At 47.7% G+C, this 16,331-nt stretch carries 16 protein-coding genes, 5 tRNA genes and 1 rRNA gene; all 22 read right to left on the bottom strand.

The window, feature by feature from the left end; translation table 11 throughout:
- Positions 1–90: 90 nt before the first annotated feature.
- Positions 91–939 (bottom strand): alpha/beta fold hydrolase, encoded by an 849-nt coding sequence (locus tag BLT35_RS15255; RefSeq protein WP_074728799.1) that lies wholly within the window; start codon positions 937–939, stop codon positions 91–93.
- Positions 940–979: 40 nt separating this feature from the next.
- Positions 980–1,942: a DODA-type extradiol aromatic ring-opening family dioxygenase gene (locus tag BLT35_RS15250; protein ID WP_074728797.1), complete on the bottom strand. Its 963-nt coding sequence runs from the start codon at positions 1,940–1,942 to the stop codon at positions 980–982.
- Between the two features lie 97 nt (positions 1,943–2,039).
- Positions 2,040–2,426, bottom strand: coding sequence for a RidA family protein (locus tag BLT35_RS15245; protein WP_074728795.1), 387 nt, complete (start codon positions 2,424–2,426; stop codon positions 2,040–2,042).
- A 63-nt stretch (positions 2,427–2,489) separates the two neighbouring features.
- Complete coding sequence (locus BLT35_RS15240) at positions 2,490–3,251, bottom strand: SDR family NAD(P)-dependent oxidoreductase (RefSeq protein ID WP_175472000.1); 762 nt, start codon at positions 3,249–3,251, stop codon at positions 2,490–2,492.
- Positions 3,252–3,348: 97 nt separating this feature from the next.
- On the bottom strand, positions 3,349–4,440 hold the full coding sequence (locus BLT35_RS15235; RefSeq protein ID WP_074728791.1) for an ABC transporter substrate-binding protein: 1,092 nt from the start codon (positions 4,438–4,440) through the stop codon (positions 3,349–3,351).
- A gap of 39 nt (positions 4,441–4,479) precedes the next feature.
- Complete coding sequence (locus BLT35_RS15230; RefSeq protein ID WP_074728788.1) at positions 4,480–4,833, bottom strand: Rieske (2Fe-2S) protein; 354 nt, start codon at positions 4,831–4,833, stop codon at positions 4,480–4,482.
- A gap of 39 nt (positions 4,834–4,872) precedes the next feature.
- Positions 4,873–5,919, bottom strand: coding sequence for an amidohydrolase family protein (locus BLT35_RS15225; protein ID WP_074728786.1), 1,047 nt, complete (start codon positions 5,917–5,919; stop codon positions 4,873–4,875).
- A 21-nt stretch (positions 5,920–5,940) separates the two neighbouring features.
- Positions 5,941–6,774, bottom strand: coding sequence for an ABC transporter permease (locus tag BLT35_RS15220; protein WP_062409477.1), 834 nt, complete (start codon positions 6,772–6,774; stop codon positions 5,941–5,943).
- 1 nt (position 6,775) lies between these two features.
- Positions 6,776–7,555 (bottom strand): ABC transporter ATP-binding protein, encoded by a 780-nt coding sequence (locus BLT35_RS15215; protein ID WP_054820010.1) that lies wholly within the window; start codon positions 7,553–7,555, stop codon positions 6,776–6,778.
- Between the two features lie 29 nt (positions 7,556–7,584).
- Positions 7,585–8,670, bottom strand: coding sequence for an ABC transporter substrate-binding protein (locus BLT35_RS15210; protein ID WP_254777573.1), 1,086 nt, complete (start codon positions 8,668–8,670; stop codon positions 7,585–7,587).
- Between the two features lie 11 nt (positions 8,671–8,681).
- Positions 8,682–9,977 (bottom strand): FAD-dependent oxidoreductase, encoded by a 1,296-nt coding sequence (locus BLT35_RS15205; protein WP_083351313.1) that lies wholly within the window; start codon positions 9,975–9,977, stop codon positions 8,682–8,684.
- 36 nt (positions 9,978–10,013) lie between these two features.
- Positions 10,014–11,696, bottom strand: coding sequence for a dihydroxy-acid dehydratase (gene ilvD, locus BLT35_RS15200; protein ID WP_074728782.1), 1,683 nt, complete (start codon positions 11,694–11,696; stop codon positions 10,014–10,016).
- Positions 11,697–11,723: 27 nt separating this feature from the next.
- Positions 11,724–12,224: a 3-phenylpropionate/cinnamic acid dioxygenase subunit beta gene (locus BLT35_RS15195; RefSeq protein ID WP_074728780.1), complete on the bottom strand. Its 501-nt coding sequence runs from the start codon at positions 12,222–12,224 to the stop codon at positions 11,724–11,726.
- A gap of 51 nt (positions 12,225–12,275) precedes the next feature.
- Positions 12,276–13,634, bottom strand: coding sequence for an aromatic ring-hydroxylating oxygenase subunit alpha (locus BLT35_RS15190; protein WP_074728778.1), 1,359 nt, complete (start codon positions 13,632–13,634; stop codon positions 12,276–12,278).
- Between the two features lie 308 nt (positions 13,635–13,942).
- Positions 13,943–14,341 carry a RidA family protein gene (locus tag BLT35_RS15185; protein WP_054820326.1) on the bottom strand — a complete coding sequence of 133 codons (399 nt, stop codon included), beginning with the start codon at positions 14,339–14,341 and terminating at the stop codon, positions 13,943–13,945.
- 47 nt (positions 14,342–14,388) lie between these two features.
- Positions 14,389–15,033 carry a GntR family transcriptional regulator gene (locus tag BLT35_RS15180; RefSeq protein WP_074728776.1) on the bottom strand — a complete coding sequence of 215 codons (645 nt, stop codon included), beginning with the start codon at positions 15,031–15,033 and terminating at the stop codon, positions 14,389–14,391.
- A gap of 650 nt (positions 15,034–15,683) precedes the next feature.
- Positions 15,684–15,767: transfer RNA gene (locus BLT35_RS15175), tRNA-Leu, on the bottom strand.
- Positions 15,768–15,791: 24 nt separating this feature from the next.
- A tRNA-Leu gene (locus tag BLT35_RS15170) sits at positions 15,792–15,877 on the bottom strand.
- Between the two features lie 16 nt (positions 15,878–15,893).
- Positions 15,894–15,966 (bottom strand) — tRNA-Lys (locus tag BLT35_RS15165).
- Between the two features lie 11 nt (positions 15,967–15,977).
- Positions 15,978–16,063, bottom strand: a tRNA-Tyr gene (locus BLT35_RS15160).
- A gap of 26 nt (positions 16,064–16,089) precedes the next feature.
- Positions 16,090–16,165: transfer RNA gene (locus BLT35_RS15155), tRNA-Phe, on the bottom strand.
- Positions 16,166–16,212: 47 nt separating this feature from the next.
- Positions 16,213–16,329 (bottom strand): 5S ribosomal RNA (gene rrf, locus BLT35_RS15150).
- Positions 16,330–16,331 lie beyond the last annotated feature (2 nt).

The raw sequence follows: 16,331 nt of genomic DNA, 5'->3' as shown, positions 1-16,331 counted from the left end.
TTTAAAAGGAAAAAAACAAGGAATCCCGTATTGATGATTCCTTGTTTTAATTATGCGCTCGAGAGGATTCGAACCTCTTTTTGCCGTGATCTAAATGATCTTCATGGAATTCTGGTTGCTCTGCGATTCCAGATGCTTCTGTATAAATTGAATGATCAGAGCGTTGATCTCGCGGGGCTTTTCACTCGGGCCGTAATGCCCACAAGATACAACCGCCATCTCAGAATGCGGAATCAGAGAATGCATCAATTCGCCCATACTGATATCATTGATCTTATCCTCGGAGCCCCAGATAATTAAAGCAGGGCTCTTTATATAAGGCAATCTCCGCTGCAGGTTGTATCTGGCGCGGTGTGTAGGTTCATTCATATGGTTCAATATTTTTTGATAGGCCTCTAATGCCCCCGGCAGCAAAGTGCGTTCATACCACCGCTTAGCGGTTTCAGCGATTTTCGTGGTTTCACCGCACGACGTTTCACTCACATGCTTCAAAATGTCATCATAGACGGGTGGCTTAAACGATGTCATCGATGATAAAGTGCGCTTGGATATCCCTCCGGCACTAATCAAGGTCAATGTGCGAACGCGATCCGGGCTTTCATAACCGAGAATCGATGCAACCCATCCCCCCATCGAGTGACCCACAACATGCGCGGATGAAATTCCTAAAGCATCCTGAAACTCTCGGACAAAGTCCGCGAGATAAGAAAACGAATACTCGACCTGAAGCCGGTCTCCCTTTCCCCAGCCAACGAAATCGGGAGCATAAACATGAAAATATTGGCTGAGTTCAGCCATGTTCGGAAGCCAGTAATCGCCCCCCGTCCAAAATCCGACCCCATGAAGCAAAATCAACGGCTCCCCCTGACCTGCTTCCAGATAATATGTCGTGCCGTGACTTAACGCAAGCTGACGTTCCTTTACCGAATCGATATCCAACCAGATTCCTCCCCACTCTTGCCCTACGCATCATTTGTGCTTATTTCCAGACTGCAAATGTCATTCCTACTCCCGTACCGGCGGGTGACCGATACCCTGAAACATATTCCAGATACTGCAGTTCCAAATGTTCAATTGCACCTGCAGAAACAATCCAGTTCAGAATCTCCCCGGAGGCCCCCTCCAGCTTTTCCCTGGGCAGCGTCTTGAGAATGTCAGGCTCCTTGCTCTTGAGCCCTTGAATAACTACTTGATCGAGATGCTCATCCAATTTAAAATGGCTCAACCCGCCGGATGCAATGACAGCGACACGTTGATCTTCTCCCCATGACTCAATGGCCCGTCTCAGTGCTTGCCCGAACTCATAACAACGTGCAGGGGTAGGCTGATTGGGCTTATAAAAGCAATTGACAAATACCGGGACCATGGGAATGGTCTTGTGAGTAGCCAACCGCCGTTGGACAAATGTATAAGCGTGACCGAGCGACCGGCCCTCGATCTGGGTTGTGCTTTGTGAGACGTCAAACCCCTCGATCATCATCTTTTCAATGATATGTTTGCCTAATTCGCTATGCGCGGGGTAATAATCGATATTCTCTGTCGTGTGCCAAGCCCATATGACGGGGCGCATCGACGGATGAAGATCCTCCAAGCGGAGGGGAAAATCTTTCAATTCCGATCCCCAGAACACACCGAATGTAGGCTTAGCTTCATCCAAAAAGAGCTCTTCCTGATCGTCCCCTACAACCACCAGAATGTCAGGATCAGCCTCCTGAATCTCGCGGTTCAAACGCTCCACGGCAGCTTGACATGCTTCGTATTTTTTCTGCCAAACTTCCGGGGATAATTGCTCCTGAAGCGTGTGACCGAGCTCCCGTTCACGTTCTTCATAATGAGTATCCGGATTCAATCGGTCCCGTTCCGCATGCAGTGACCAAATATCCGCCGTGCTGCTCACTTGTGGGCTATGCGACGAACCAATACCAAGCACGATCTTTGCCAAACGAATCATCCTCCCTATGATAAATCATTAATGAATGAAACCGTTTTCAAATCGTATTGTAATTTTATTCGCAGTTGTTGCTCGAACTTATGATTTTTCAGGGCAAAACAGCAATAATTTCAACTTGTACGATGGCTCCCATCCGCAGATTTTTAACTACTGAATGCCGTGCAGGCCGGCTTTCAGGATCAGGAAACATTTTCACCCACTCTTCATTGACCAAGTCCCGATATTGCTCATCCTGGAGATAAACCGTCATTCTTCCGATATCGGCGGGAGTGCCTCCCGAAATTTCCATGAAGCGTTCAACGTTTCGAAAAACAAGTTCCACTTGTTTTACCGGATCTTCCGGGATCTCGCCGGATGCCGGATCCATTCCTGCAATCGCAGAAGAGAAGACCAATTGATCCACTTTCGCTCCCAAAGGAATAGGGGCAGACCTATGAGTGATCCCCTCGATCTCGATACTTTTCCTACGAGCCATTCCATCACCTCAATTTGTTGTATGTATGGTTATATAGATTACTGACCAATTTTCCGCAATAAATCAGAGCATCAGGCTGCCGCCGGTTACATCAAGTACGGCTCCGGTCACATAGCTGGCCTCATCGGAAACAAGAAATGCGACCGCATTCGCAACTTCTTCAGGTTGACCGATCCGTCTCAATGGTGTTCTAAGCGCAGCTTGCCGGCTTAATTCCTTATCCACGCTTTGTGTCATTGGCGTATCAATACGTCCGGGTACAACTACATTTACCCGAATGCCTAAAGGACCGTATTCGCCGGCTAATTTACGGCTTAATCCCAGCAGTCCGGATTTGCTTGCAGCATAGTGCGCGGATGTAACCGGACTGTAGGTTCGGGATGCTTGAGAACATATATTGACGATTCGTCCTCTTTGATTTTCAACCATCATCTCCAGCGCAACCTGGCTGCAATTAAAGGGACCGTTCAAATTAACGGCAAGCACCCGGTTCCAATCTTCAATCCTAATCTCTTGAAATGGAATCGAACCATTCGGACCTTTAGGAGAGATACCGGCATTATTAATTAGGATATCGACCCTCCCAAAGCGTTCCTTTATTTTTCGTCCCCCTTCCCATACGGCCTCCGTGTCCGATACATCCAAAGGAAGATTCATAATTTCCACAGGATATGCGGAAAGCTTTAGAGACAGCTCTTGTAAAGCATCATGATTTATATCGCTAAGTATAAGATGACTCCCTTGTTCGGCAAGCTTATGGCTGATTGCCTGGCCCAAACCTCCGGCAGCTCCTGTTACCCAACTGACAAAATGATGAAGTTTCAATGCATTCACCTCCTATCCGGATAATTCCAGTGTATTTAACGTCGACATTATTGTCAACAATATTTATAACAATTTTGTCATCGGTACACATCAGATGTTATTCTCCCATTTCCTTCAATGTTTTTTCCAATAATTCCGTGTTTACGAAATCCTTGGGATCAACCATCTGTTTAATATAATTTTCCTTAAAGTACCAATTGATTTGTTCCTTGATATCTTCCACATTCATTTTACCGTCGGGATCAATGTACGGAAAAACGGTAATTCTCTCTTTAGGCTGCTCGCTATATTTGGAAATAATGCCGATCACTTCTTCATAGTTGCTGCCTTTTACAAAATTTCCGTCTTTTTTCGCAAGTACCGCATCGTAATAATAACGTGAACCTTTAATAAAGGCCTTCAGAAAACGTACACTCGCATCTTCGTTTCCGGCAAACTTTGACGAGAAAAATATCGCAGCGGATTGAGGAGAAATCTCATCTGAAACCCAAGCGAGCACTTTTCCGTACCCTTCCTTTATCGCAATGGACACGTTAGGTTCACTGAGCCCAATAACATCCAGATTTTTGCCTTTTAACGCTTCCATCAGACCACTGACACTATTTAACGATACCCATTGAACATCCTTTGAATTTAAACCGTTTTTTTCTAACATCATTCCTATATTATATTGATTGGCGCTTCCAATCGACGTGAGTCCGATCTTTTTGCCTTTTAAATCTTTAATCGATTTGATTTCGGAGTCATCCTCTCTAACCACGATGGCTGAATAATGATATGTTTTTTCTTCCCTCCCTTTATCTGCTACGGCAACAACCTTCTCTCCGGCTGAAATCATATTGTACAAGTCCGCTGAAAAGCCGCCTGCTCCAACATCTGCACTTCCGGATGCTACCGCTACATTGATCGCCTGGCCCGAATCTAAAAACTTAAATGTTACATCCAGATTTTCATCTTTAAAAAAACCTTTTTCCATAGCTATGAACAATGGCGCATTGGTTGTAAACTTCGATATGGCTACGTTTATAGAAAAAGGATTCTTAACCGGCTTTGGCGATTCTTCTTGAGTTGCACCAACTTTGGGAGTTTCCTTTTGAGTCTCTTGGGTGGTTGTATTTGTTCCACAAGCCATAAGTAATGTTGAGAGATGCAGCATAACCGCCAACATTACTATTTTTACTTTTCTCATATTAAGCAGCCCTCCAATAAATAGAGTTGTACTGCAAAACTAAACGGCGACAAATACATTTCCGTCTTCAACTTTGACTTCATAGGTTTTCAGTCTTTGCTTAATAGACGGAATAACAGCCTTTCCCGAATCCATGGCAAACTCCCAATGATGCCAAGGACATCTCAGCACCAATTCATCATGCCGCATTTCATATTCTTCAAAAGAGTGGAAAATCAGGGTTCCGGTTACATGCCCCTTGCATATTTCCGCATGAAAATGCGGACAAATGTTCAATATCGCGTAATACTTGTTTTCTTCATAAAAAATGCCGATTTGCTTATTATCGACTTGCACTAACTTAGCCTTTCCGGGAGCAATCTCCCCTTCCCGGGCAACAAGATTCCATGCCATTTGCTTCCTTCCTCCTTTTCAGGCCATAATGGATGACTGCTACTTCAAATTGAAAAATTCCGCAGCATTATCATGCAGTATTTTCTTTCTTGCCGTTTCCGAAAGCTTCTTCGGCAAAACGCTGGGTTCGTCAAAGTCCCAATGAGGATAATCACTCGCGAACATCAATATATTTTCGGCGTCCATCATATCGAATATATGAAGCATATGTTCTTCTTTCTTCGGATCCGGCCATGGTTGGGTAGTCAGACGTACATGATCGGCTATATACTCGCTGGGCAGGCGCTTTAACCAAGGTGCTTGCTGACGCAGCCCCTTAAAGCGTCCATCCATTCTCCACATTAAATGCGGCAGCCAGTCAAATCCGCCTTCAATAAGTACGAACTTCAGTCGGGGAAACCGCTCAAAAACGCCTTCCAATATGATGCTTGCCAAATGACCCATATAGATCTGCGGTACACATGAATGCCACTCCAGATAATTGCGGGCGACACCTGCCGGTGTAGGCGACGCCTGCGCAAACATGGCATTGGATTGGCCGGTATGCACCCCTATGGGAAGTCCTTTGCGCTGCGCCGCCTCATAGATTGGATAGTAAAAGCGATTGCCGAAGGGAATGCGTGACGTTGAAGACATAGCAACCATGACCATGTCCGGATGGTCTCCAAGCCTTTCGATTTCTCTTGCCGCCAGATGCGGATCTTGGGGGGCTACCATAATGACGCCTTTAAATCGTTTATCCTTAGGCAGCCAATGCTCGATGGAATGGTCATTATATGCCGAGCATATCGCCTGAGCGTAATCGGGATCCGGAATGGCCGATATGTGATACCCCGATCCCGTCAGTAAAGCATACGAATAATTGTACTTATCCAGCAATTGCTCCCTTAAAAAATCAGGATCCGAACCGGCTGGGCCGCCATTGGGCGGAATGGAATCCCATCGGAATCCACCTTCATTCAGAATCCCGGAATCCATTTTCCTCTCACCGTACTTCAAAAGCTCCGATCTCCATGGTTCGGGCAAATAGGGAGCCAGGTCTACCTCTTTTCGCCGGGCATGATGGACATCGCAATCAATGATCATCGTATGAACACCTCTTCTCCTTTATTTCCACGGCAGCAGCTTTCGTTCCAGCCATTCCAACGAACGGTTAAACAATAGGCCGAGCATGGACAAGATCAAGACACCTACCATCAAATTGGTCGTCATCATCAGATTGCCATAATGCAAAATCATGGAGCCGACCCCCTTCTCTGCCGCAATCATTTCCGCCGAGACAAGCAAGAGCAGGGAATTCCCGGCAGCAAGCTTTAGCCCGGCAAAAATGGTCGGCAGTGCAGCAGGCAGAATAACCTTGCGGATGACGCTGAAATATTTCGATCCGAACGTAACGGCAGCTTTGAGCAGGATCGGGTCAACCTGTTTGACTCCGGCATAGGTGTTAATCACTACCGGGAAGAATACGCCAAGCGCGATAATCGTAAACTTGGGCAATTCGCCGATCCCAAGCCATAAGATAAACAACGGCAGCAGCGCAATCTTCGGGATCGGGTAGATCGAATAAATAACCGGAGTTAATACGGAATCCACCCAGCGAAAGAAGCCCAGCAGCAGCCCGATCACAATGCCGGCAACCGCTCCGATGGCATACCCCGTCCCTATCCGCATTAAGCTTGTCAAAATATTATCCGTGACTTCCCCCGTCGTTACCATCTGCCATCCGGCTGCAAGAATGGCCGAAGGGGAAGGCAAAAAAAGCGGCGGAATCACTTGTATTCGGGCAAGCCCCTCCCATAATGTCAAGATGCCGAGTACTCCCAGCACCGAAGCATAGACCGGGGTTCGTTTCTCCAAAAAGGCTACGCGATTGCGGATGGTTTGCCTTTGAGGCTGAACGGTCCGACTGACTATATTCACGTTCGTGCTTCCCTGTTCCATCCTAATCCCCCTCCTTCAGTGCTTCTTGTGCGTCATGCCGGATGAGCTGCCATATTTCATCCACATAACGTTCGAATACCAATCGGTATTCCTCCTGATTCCGGCCGATTTTCGGCAGATCGATGCGGATAATATTTTTAATCTCTCCGGGGCGTCGTGACATTACAATGACCCGGTCGGCTAAATAGACCGCCTCTTCGATGTTGTGGGTGACATAAAGCGTACTTAGTCTAGTACGATTCCATATGGCCAGCAGTTCCTCTTGCATAATGGTTCGCGTTTGTGCATCAAGAGCCGAAAACGGTTCATCCATCAGCAGAAGGTCCGGCTCGACGGCAAGCGCTCTTGCAATCCCCGCACGCTGCCGCATGCCCCCCGATAGCTGCTTCGGATATGCGGACTCAAAGCCGGTCAAGCCCACCATTTCGATATAATGGCGGCCTTTTTCCTGCTGCTCCTCTTTGCTGGCACCTTGTTCCTCCAGACCAAATATCACATTTTCGTAGACGGTCCGCCAGGGGAATAACGCAATTTCCTGAAACACAATCGCGAGCTTCGGCTCCTTGTTTCCCTGCAGCCCTTCGAAACTCACTTCACCGCTGCTGGGGGACAGCAGTCCCCCGACAATGTTCAATAAAGTAGATTTGCCGCAGCCGCTTGGGCCGACAAGTACTACAAATTCCTGGGCCGCTATCGTAAAATTGATGTCCTTGAGCGCAGTGATTTCCCGCTTGTTTGTGTCAATAAATTGTTTCTGAACATTTTCGACAACAATTCTCACGTCCTATTCACCAGCCAATTATAATTTTTTTAATTCCCTGCCGCTTTTAAAGCTTCGTCTAACAGCGTGGTATCTACGAAATCGTCAACCTCCAACGTTTTGACAATCAATTTTTCCTTGGCATACCATGCGATCTGCTCCTTGAGATCATCAATATCAGGCTTTCCGTTACGGTCGATAAACGGAAAGGACTTTTTGATCACGTCTTCCGGCTGGCCGGTATATTTGGTGATGATCTTGAGCACTTCGTCAAAATTCGGGCCCTGCGCCAATTTCCCGTCCTTCTCGGTCAATGCCGCGTCATAATAATAGCGCAGTCCCTTGAGATATGCTTTCAGGAAACGTACACTCGCATCCCTGTCGGATATGAATTTTGAAGAAAAAACAAGGGCGGAACTTTGAAATTTTATCTCGTCCGATATCCAAGTGAGCGTTTTGCCAAAACCTTCATCCACAGCCTTGGTAACATTGGGCTCACTGATAAAACCGAAGTCCACGCGTTTGCCCTTAATGGCATCTACCACGCCGCTGACGGAGTTCATCGGTGTCCATTGAACATCCTTCGAACTCATGCCATGATTCTCCAATATTCTGGCTATCGAGTAATGGTTCGTGCTGCCGATGGTTGTAATGGCGGCTTTCTTTCCCTTTAACTCTTCAACCGATTTGTACGGAGAATCATTAGGCAGCACCAGCGCCGAATAGGCATATCCCTTTTCCTCTCTGCCCTTATCGGCGACGAGAAACATCTTTTGACCCTGCGCGATCATATTGTAAAAATCTGCAGTCAAACCGGCAGCCGCAATATCCACGCTGCTGGACGCCACGGCTACGTTGACGGCATTCGCCGAATCGAACCATTTTAATTCAACGTCGAGATGTTCATCTTTGAAAAAGCCTTTCTCATAAGCGATAAACAGTGGAGCATTGGACGTAAATTTTAATAAGGCCAACGATACCGACTTCGATTCGGCCGGTTTTGTATTAGCAGGCTCCGACGGGTTAGCCGGTTCCGCGGAATTCCCCTGTTTTTCCGCACTTTTTCCGCAACCGGAAAGCATCATCGCGAAAAGTAAAAGAATAGCAATTACCGGGTAAACTGTTTTTTTCACCATGAACACCTCCTTTATCCGTTATATGGATCCATTCTGGTAAGGTTATCCTTCAACCGTTCCTGAAGTGCGGCAATGTCGATCTCATGGACGCTGCCCGTACCGGCAAGGCTTAATGCGTGTGCTGCTGCCGCCCCCGTTGCAATGCACGGTCCCATAACACGTACGCTGGACAGAGCCGCCAGATCCCCGTCAATACAACGGCCGGCTGCAGCCAGGTTGTCAACATCGGGAGGCGTCAGACTGCTTAAAGGGATATAGTGGACATGATCCTCGGAAAATGGCTGCCAGACATAGCCATCCTTTCGATTATGCAGTTCAATCGGCCATGCTGTACGGGCTACTGCATCCGGAAACCGCGTTCCGGCACGCACATCCTCAACCGTTAATTGCCGGCGGCCGACAATCCAGCGCGTTTGCCGGACGCCGGGAAAGCCATAACTGCGTACTCGACACTGGCCGAATGCAAGAGGAAATTCATTCTTTAGAAATACAACCGTTCGATCAGCCTGATCCTTGCCTTCAAGCGCTTTTTCCGCTGCCGCAATCGGCTCAAGCGGCGTTTCAACGTGCGTCATATTGAGAAGGGCTGTTCCCCTGCCCGGGAATACGATGGCAAGACCGTCCCTCCGTTCAAATCCATAATCATCGGCCTTTTCCTTAAGTCTTTGAATTAGCTCGTCATATGACGGATAGTTCTTTTCGTCGATCCCCTCGAGTACCAACACCTGGGACCCATAAACCGAACCTTCCGCAGGCTCCCGGCATGGAAGGCCGGCGTGCCAAGCAAGTGCAGCGTCACCCGTCGCATCTACGAAACCGTTTGCATAAAGGCGCAAATCGCCATACCGGGTGGCCAAATCGATCGAATCGATACGCGTTCCCTTTCTTGTCACCCCCCGCAAAACGGCACCGGTAATCACGGTTACCCCGGCATCTCTAACGGATTTTTCTATCCATCGGGCAAGGGCTACCTCATCGTACATGATGGTATTAAATCTCCTGCGCAGGTGCAAATTCCCAGCAGCGCCAAGATCGCGGATGATGTCTTCAGCAATGCCATAGGTCATCAGGTATGGGTTCGGACCGTTGGAAACCAGGCCGGCGAATGTGCCTATGATCGAATTCACAGCCTGCCCCCCTAAGGTAGGCGAACCGTCCACCAATGCCACCTTATGACCGGATCGTGCCGCTTCCAAAGCGGCTGAAACTCCGGAAATGCCCGCACCTACTACACAAATATCGACTTTCACCTCCTGTACGTTTACCGTTGTGTCTTTTTGAACCGTCCGCGTAACCTTTAAATTCATTTCTTCCATTCTCCAAACATCCCTTCTTGTGATTAATTATTTAAAGAGAATACCTCCGGTTTCAGGCAACGGCCTAACCAATCGCTGATAAATCGACAACCATCCGTGCTCTTCCATGACAGGAGCGCCATTTAAGCGCGAACGCCGAAGCTCTAGCTCGCTTTCCGGCACTTCAAGATTGACGAAACGCTTCTCTACATCAATTACGATGGTGTCGCCATCTTCCACAAGTCCTATAGGTCCGCCCTCCGCCGCTTCAGGAGAGACCTCGTTCACCGCCAGACTCATATTGGAAAGTCCTGATTGTTGCCCGTCAGTCACCACTGCAACCTTATCGCCTAAACTCGCCCCGTTCAGGGCAAAAACAAAATTGGACAAGAAGCCCATGCCGGGTGCACCCTTTGGACCAAGTCCTCTGACTACAACCACATGTCCGGGCTTGATCAGTCCCTTATGTACGCCTTCAATGGCTTCATCGGCTGAATTAAAGACAATCGCCGGCCCGCTAAACTGAAGTTGCCGATCATCGGTGACTGCAAGTTTGACGATACCGGTGTCCGGTGCTAACGAACCGCGTATTAATACAATAGAAGGGCGATTGACGAACGCGCGGTTTACTGGACGGATCACCTCTTCATCGGAGATCGCGATCCCGTGAAGGTTCTCCTTTATGGTCCGGCCGGATACCGTTATTGTATCGGTATGAAGGAAAGATTCGAGCTGCTTCAAGACCGCTTGCGCTCCGCCAGCCGCCTCGAACTGCTCAATCGTATGCTCCCCGTTGGGCCGTACGGCGCTCAGAAGCGGAATTTCATCGGCAAACCGTTCGAACATGCCGTAAATGTCCACATCCATCTGAGCCTCCCTGGCCAGCGCTTGAAGATGCTTCACCGCATTGATCGAACCGCTGATCGCCAACACCACCTTCACGGCATTGGCAAAAGCTTCAGGTACAAGAATATCACGGGGTTTCAGGTCGTCCCACACCATTTGTACTATTCTTTTGGCAGCGAGCCCGACCGTGTCCCACATCTTCTGGCTGTTGGCCAGTACCGGAGTGCTGCCGGGAAGCGCCATGCCAAGGGCTTCGCAAACAATGTGCATGGTGTTGGCCGTACCCATCCCGGCACATACGCCAGGACCAAGGATCGCATTCTTGCTCATCTCACTCAGTTCTTCGACCGAATAAACCCTCTTGCCGTTTTGTTGCTTTACAGCGTTTAACCATAGATCCTCAAAATCAATGTGCTCGCCACGATACTGCCCGCTTGGCTGATAACCGCAAGCTACGACAATAGTCGGAATGTTAAGCCGGGCGGCCGCCATGAGAAGACCCGGCACTGTCTTATCACAGGATACCAGGCAGATCATCCCGTCCAGCATGGCTCCTTCCACCGCCACCTCGACGTCGTTCACAATCAGGTCGCGGGCTGGCAGAATATATCCTCCCTTACGTCCCATACTGGTTACGGCATCCGACGGTGCCGCCGTGCGTACCTCAAATGGCAAACCACCGGCAGCGCGTATTTCCTCCTTCATCTTCGCAGCGATGCCATCAAGGTGGGCAAAGCACGCCGCCAGGTTTGAGGAGGTGTTTACGATCGCGATCTTGGGCTTTTCCATATCCTCCTCGTTGATTCCGAAAACTCCCCATTGCGCCCGCCTCATGGCCCATCTTACACTACCCGGTTCAACATAGCTCCTAAGCTTTCTTTCCATTGCAATAAAAATCTCCCTTCTGTTGACTTACAAAAACGTACTCAAATTCATTATAGTTAACACGGTCTGATCCGGATAAATGCTCCGGGAAGCGATTTTCCAATCTCCACCGATGTTGCGCAATACATCTAAACGCTCGCCAAAAATTTGCTCTACGGCATGATCAACTCCCCTGCTTCGTTGAAACGAAAAATAACTTTGTACTTTTAACTCGTTACTGGATGTACCTTCTTTAATAATAATATTGGATACAAAATGGCGTGTACGCAGCGGAGGATCCTCGGCCCATGCCGAGCCGGTTCTAAGTCTTTTTACCCGTGTTGTCAAAGATTTCTTGGTTTCCTCATAATAAGCCATATCATTATTTTTATCGAAACCGTCTTTGGATTCCTTCGTGACCCGTACAGGCATCCGATAAACAACATCATCCGTAAGCAGTTCCAACCAATCCTCGAACTCCCTATTATCCAATAAAAGCGCTTCAGTGTTGAGAAAATTCGTTATTTGGTAGTGCAGCTCATAATTCATAACCATCCCCTCCTTTTCTCCCCTTTTTCTTACCGATTTCAATCGTTCCATTTACCTATCATCTTTCAAATCGCTTGTCATCAGTTCCAACCAATAGTCATGCATCCCTCTCAAGGCGGCATCCACATAACATGTCGGGTAAGCGACACCGGGTCCCGGCCACGATTCATCCGGCAACACTTCATCCATACCCATCATATAGTTAAGCAGATTATTATAACTAAGGTCCTTATCGCGAGCCATTCTCCCCTTGCTTGCCTGAACCACCCGAGTCCAGATTTCCGTATCGTCCGCCTCTAAAGTTCCCGATGGACCAAACGAAGCCACATAGCCTTTATACGAATCCATTTTATACGCTTCCGGTGCAGCTTTATCGATCAAGAACCAAGACCATATTTCAATTTTGTCCGGCCCCATTGGACGCCATATACGCAAAGTTAAATAATTGTGCAAGTGACCTTCACTTCCATGCACCGGACAATGGAAAGAAAGATTCGGGAAGCAAGAACCGACGATCACGGTGGTCTTTTTATAAACCTCCAACTGTTCTTTGGATAAGTTCCTTTCAAACATGGGCCACATTTCTTTAGGCAGCCCTTGATAAGGCGGCATATTTAAACCGGGCACGACTGTACTTACGTTTACACAATGTCCATGATTTAACTTGACTTGATGGCCATAACTGGAATATAGCGGGTCCTTGGGACTTATGCCAAGTTCAACGGTAGATCTGTGAGTAGTTGCTACATGATAGGGGTCGCCCCCGAAGTTTTCCGCCGTTAACTTCCAATTCGTGTTTACAACCCAGCGCTGAGGACCTCCTTTGACCTCCATTCCTCCGTCGCTTCGTCCTAAAATAATGTCAAGATACCATTTGAGTTCCCCGAGATACTCATCCAAAGACATTGCATTTTTGTCCATATTGCCGAAAATCATACCCTTATATGTCTCAACTCGGGGAATCTTGCGCAGCGACCACTCTTTCTTATTCAATTTTTGGCCATAGACCTTGTCGCCTGCAACGACTCCAATCAGTTCTCCCTCCGTATTAAACGTCCAGCCATGAAACGGGCATGTAAACGCTTTCTTATTTCCTGAATCGGCCGTACATAAATGTGTTCCTCTATGGGTACAAGAATTCAAAAAGGCATTGATTTCTCCCTGTTTGTTTTTGATTAACAACACAGGATCATCCAACAACCATCTGGTGACATAGTCCCCTGGTTCCTTTAATTCCGACTCATGCCCTAAATATTGCCATGTGTATCCGAATATCCTATCCACTTCCAAAGCATAAATATCCGGATCTGTTAAAATCCATTGAGGGAACAATCCTTCTTCAAATTTTTCTTTTATTTCATTAAGCATTTCTTGATCAATACCATTTCTTAAATTATGTATCCTCGCCATTTGATTACCTCCCAACCCAATGTACCTGCATCCGTTTGCATCGATGACGGCAGTTCCACAGAATCTCTTGCTTCCAGACTGCAAAAGTCATTCCTGATCCCGTACCGGCGGGAGACCGATACCCTGAAACGTATTCCAGATACTAAGCTTTAGAGACATCAACCCCCTCGATCATCATCTTTTCAATGAAATGTTGGCCTGATCGTTTCCTACAACCACTAAAATGTCTGGGAGCGTCCTGAATCTAAACGCTTCATAAATGAAACCCCTTTCAAATCTTCATACGAGAAACGGCAGCAAAAATCCTTTCACGCTTCCTCGCGTAAAACAGCTGTGATTTCAACTTGCACGAGCGCTCCCGCCCGCAAATCCTTCACTACCGTATGTCGCGCAGGCCGATTGGCAGCATCGGGAAACATGCTCACCCATGCCTGATTGACTAAGTCCCGATACTGCTCATCCTGGAGATAAACCGTCATTCTCCCGATATCGGCTGAAGTTCCTCCGGCAACCTCCATGAAGCGATGAACGTGATCAAAGACTAGCTCAATTTGTTTTTCCGGCTCATCCGGAATCTTGCCGATTGCCGGGTCAACCCCGGCAATCGCAGAAGAGAAGACAAATCGACCCACTTTCGCTCCCAAGGGAATCGGAATCGTTCCGTGATGATTTACCCCTTTAATCTCAATACTTTTTCGACGAGCCATTCCCTCACCCCACTCACGTTAAACATTCACTTTAAGAACAAAAACGTCTAAAATAAATCTCGCAACCCGTTTAAAATCCGGCCGAGGTGCAGGCGCATGGCTTGTTCTGCCGCATCAGGATCACGTCGGATTACAGCTTCAACGATCGCCCGATGATCTTCGTATGATTTATCAGGCCGCCCCCGTTGCAAAATCGTTTTATACTGAAAACGAACACTCTGTGAATTGAGCGTATCCAAAACCTTCGCTGCGGTCTTATTCCCCGACATTTTAATGAGCATGTGATGAAGCCTTGTGTTGCAATCTGAATATTTCAGCAGATCGTTTGCCTCGTAATATATTTTCATTTCATGTAAAATGTCCTGAAGAACACCCTCGTCCTCGTCTGTTGCATTTTCTGCGGCGCGACGAGCGGCTAGGCCTTCTAAAGCTGTACGTACCTCGAGGATTTCTATCGCTTCTTCCTCCGTGACGAGACGGACACGCGCTCCGCGATAGCGTTCCCGCTCTACCAAGCCCTCTTGCTCCAAGCGCGCCAATGCAGTCCGTATCGCCGCGCGTCCGGCACCATATGATTTCGCCAAATCCAATTCCACAAGGTGCTGGTTGGGCATCAGAATCCCGCGGCATATATCCTCCTTCAATCGGAGATAGCATTCTTCTTCGTTCAGTAATGTAGCTTCATTTAGCATTGTACGCCAAATACTCCTTCCCCAGATAGCTAACTTTAGTATATTTCTATTCCAACATTATTGTCAACAATAATTTATACAATTTAGCTGAAAATATGATCTATCATTTTATGCACAATCTTATTTTGTGTAACGCGGTAGTTTGGTAAAGTATCTGGATAAAAAGTAGGGGCTTTCCCATATGTCAACCTGATGGAGTAACTGGATGACTGAGGGACGGCCCTTGTGGGATATGGAAAAAACGACGGTATGGCAGAAGTAAAGGGTTGGGAACCCTTGCCAAGGCCATCGCCTGCAGATAGAGCTGTTAGGCTGATTTTCAGCGCAGCAGAGACAATCTGCCACCGAAGGTGGTTCTCACACACGATTGAGGCTTGGGACCCAAGTGGGAAACAAGTCAAGGATGAGGAACATAAAGCCCATAAAAATCCTTGTAGAATCAAGGGTTTCCGCGAATTTTTATCCGACTTATCCCTGACCTTAAATGGCACTGGCGAACGGTGTAAGTAAGAATCAGAAATGGCCGGTCATAGCCATTTCTCCACCATCACCAATATTGGATTATAGTTTTAAGTATCTTCTGTCCAAAAATAAAAAAGATCCCCAACCTGCCAGAATGTGCAGATCAGAAACCTTTACTGACGTTATGATGCGGTCGAGAGGACTCGAACCTCCACGGCTGTTACACCACTAGAACCTGAATCTAGCGCGTCTGCCAATTCCGCCACGACCGCATGTTTGAAATGAGTTTAAAATTATGGTGCGGTTGAGAGGACTCGAACCTCCACGGGCCTACGCCCACTACCCCCTCAAGATAGCGTGTCTGCCATTCCACCACAACCGCATATAATTTTGAAAAGTGAGCCATGTAGGACTCGAACCTACGACACCCTGATTAAAAGTCAGGTGCTCTACCAACTGAGCTAATGGCTCATAGGAATAAATGGTGGAGGATGATGGATTCGAACCACCGAACTCGTCAGAGAACAGATTTACAGTCTGCTGCGTTTGGCCACTTCGCTAATCCTCCGCATATGAAAGAATGTATGCCGTTCATGGTGGCTCGGGACGGAATCGAACCGCCGACACGAGGATTTTCAGTCCTCTGCTCTACCGACTGAGCTACCGAGCCCGACTATACATGCTTCATAACAGAATCCCCACTCTTGTAGAAGCTTCGCTTGGCGACGTTCTACTCTCCCAGGACCCTGCGGTCCAAGTACCATCGACGCTGGAAGGCTTAACGGTCGTGTTCGGTATGGGTACGCGTGGTTCCCTTCCGCCATCATCACCAAACG

The sequence above is a fragment of the Paenibacillus naphthalenovorans genome, assembly GCF_900099895.1.
In the GTDB taxonomy this organism is placed as follows: Bacteria; Bacillota; Bacilli; order Paenibacillales; family NBRC-103111; genus Paenibacillus_G; species Paenibacillus_G naphthalenovorans.
The sequence above is the reverse complement of the archived record's forward strand: the minus strand, read 5'-3'. Positions and strand labels throughout refer to the sequence as shown.

Coding starts and splice junctions, on each gene's coding strand:
- BLT35_RS15195 (WP_074728780.1), bottom strand. CDS start 12,224: ATGAATTATGAGCTGCACTACCAAATAACGAATTTTCTCAACACTGAA.
- BLT35_RS15185 (WP_054820326.1), bottom strand. CDS start 14,341: ATGGCTCGTCGAAAAAGTATTGAGATTAAAGGGGTAAATCATCACGGA.
- BLT35_RS15230 (WP_074728788.1), bottom strand. CDS start 4,833: ATGGCATGGAATCTTGTTGCCCGGGAAGGGGAGATTGCTCCCGGAAAG.
- BLT35_RS15235 (WP_074728791.1), bottom strand. CDS start 4,440: ATGAGAAAAGTAAAAATAGTAATGTTGGCGGTTATGCTGCATCTCTCA.
- BLT35_RS15180 (WP_074728776.1), bottom strand. CDS start 15,033: ATGCTAAATGAAGCTACATTACTGAACGAAGAAGAATGCTATCTCCGA.
- BLT35_RS15225 (WP_074728786.1), bottom strand. CDS start 5,919: ATGATCATTGATTGCGATGTCCATCATGCCCGGCGAAAAGAGGTAGAC.
- ilvD (WP_074728782.1), bottom strand. CDS start 11,696: ATGGAAAGAAAGCTTAGGAGCTATGTTGAACCGGGTAGTGTAAGATGG.
- BLT35_RS15220 (WP_062409477.1), bottom strand. CDS start 6,774: ATGGAACAGGGAAGCACGAACGTGAATATAGTCAGTCGGACCGTTCAG.
- BLT35_RS15210 (WP_254777573.1), bottom strand. CDS start 8,670: ATGGTGAAAAAAACAGTTTACCCGGTAATTGCTATTCTTTTACTTTTC.
- BLT35_RS15205 (WP_083351313.1), bottom strand. CDS start 9,977: ATGAATTTAAAGGTTACGCGGACGGTTCAAAAAGACACAACGGTAAAC.
- BLT35_RS15190 (WP_074728778.1), bottom strand. CDS start 13,634: ATGGCGAGGATACATAATTTAAGAAATGGTATTGATCAAGAAATGCTT.
- BLT35_RS15245 (WP_074728795.1), bottom strand. CDS start 2,426: ATGGCTCGTAGGAAAAGTATCGAGATCGAGGGGATCACTCATAGGTCT.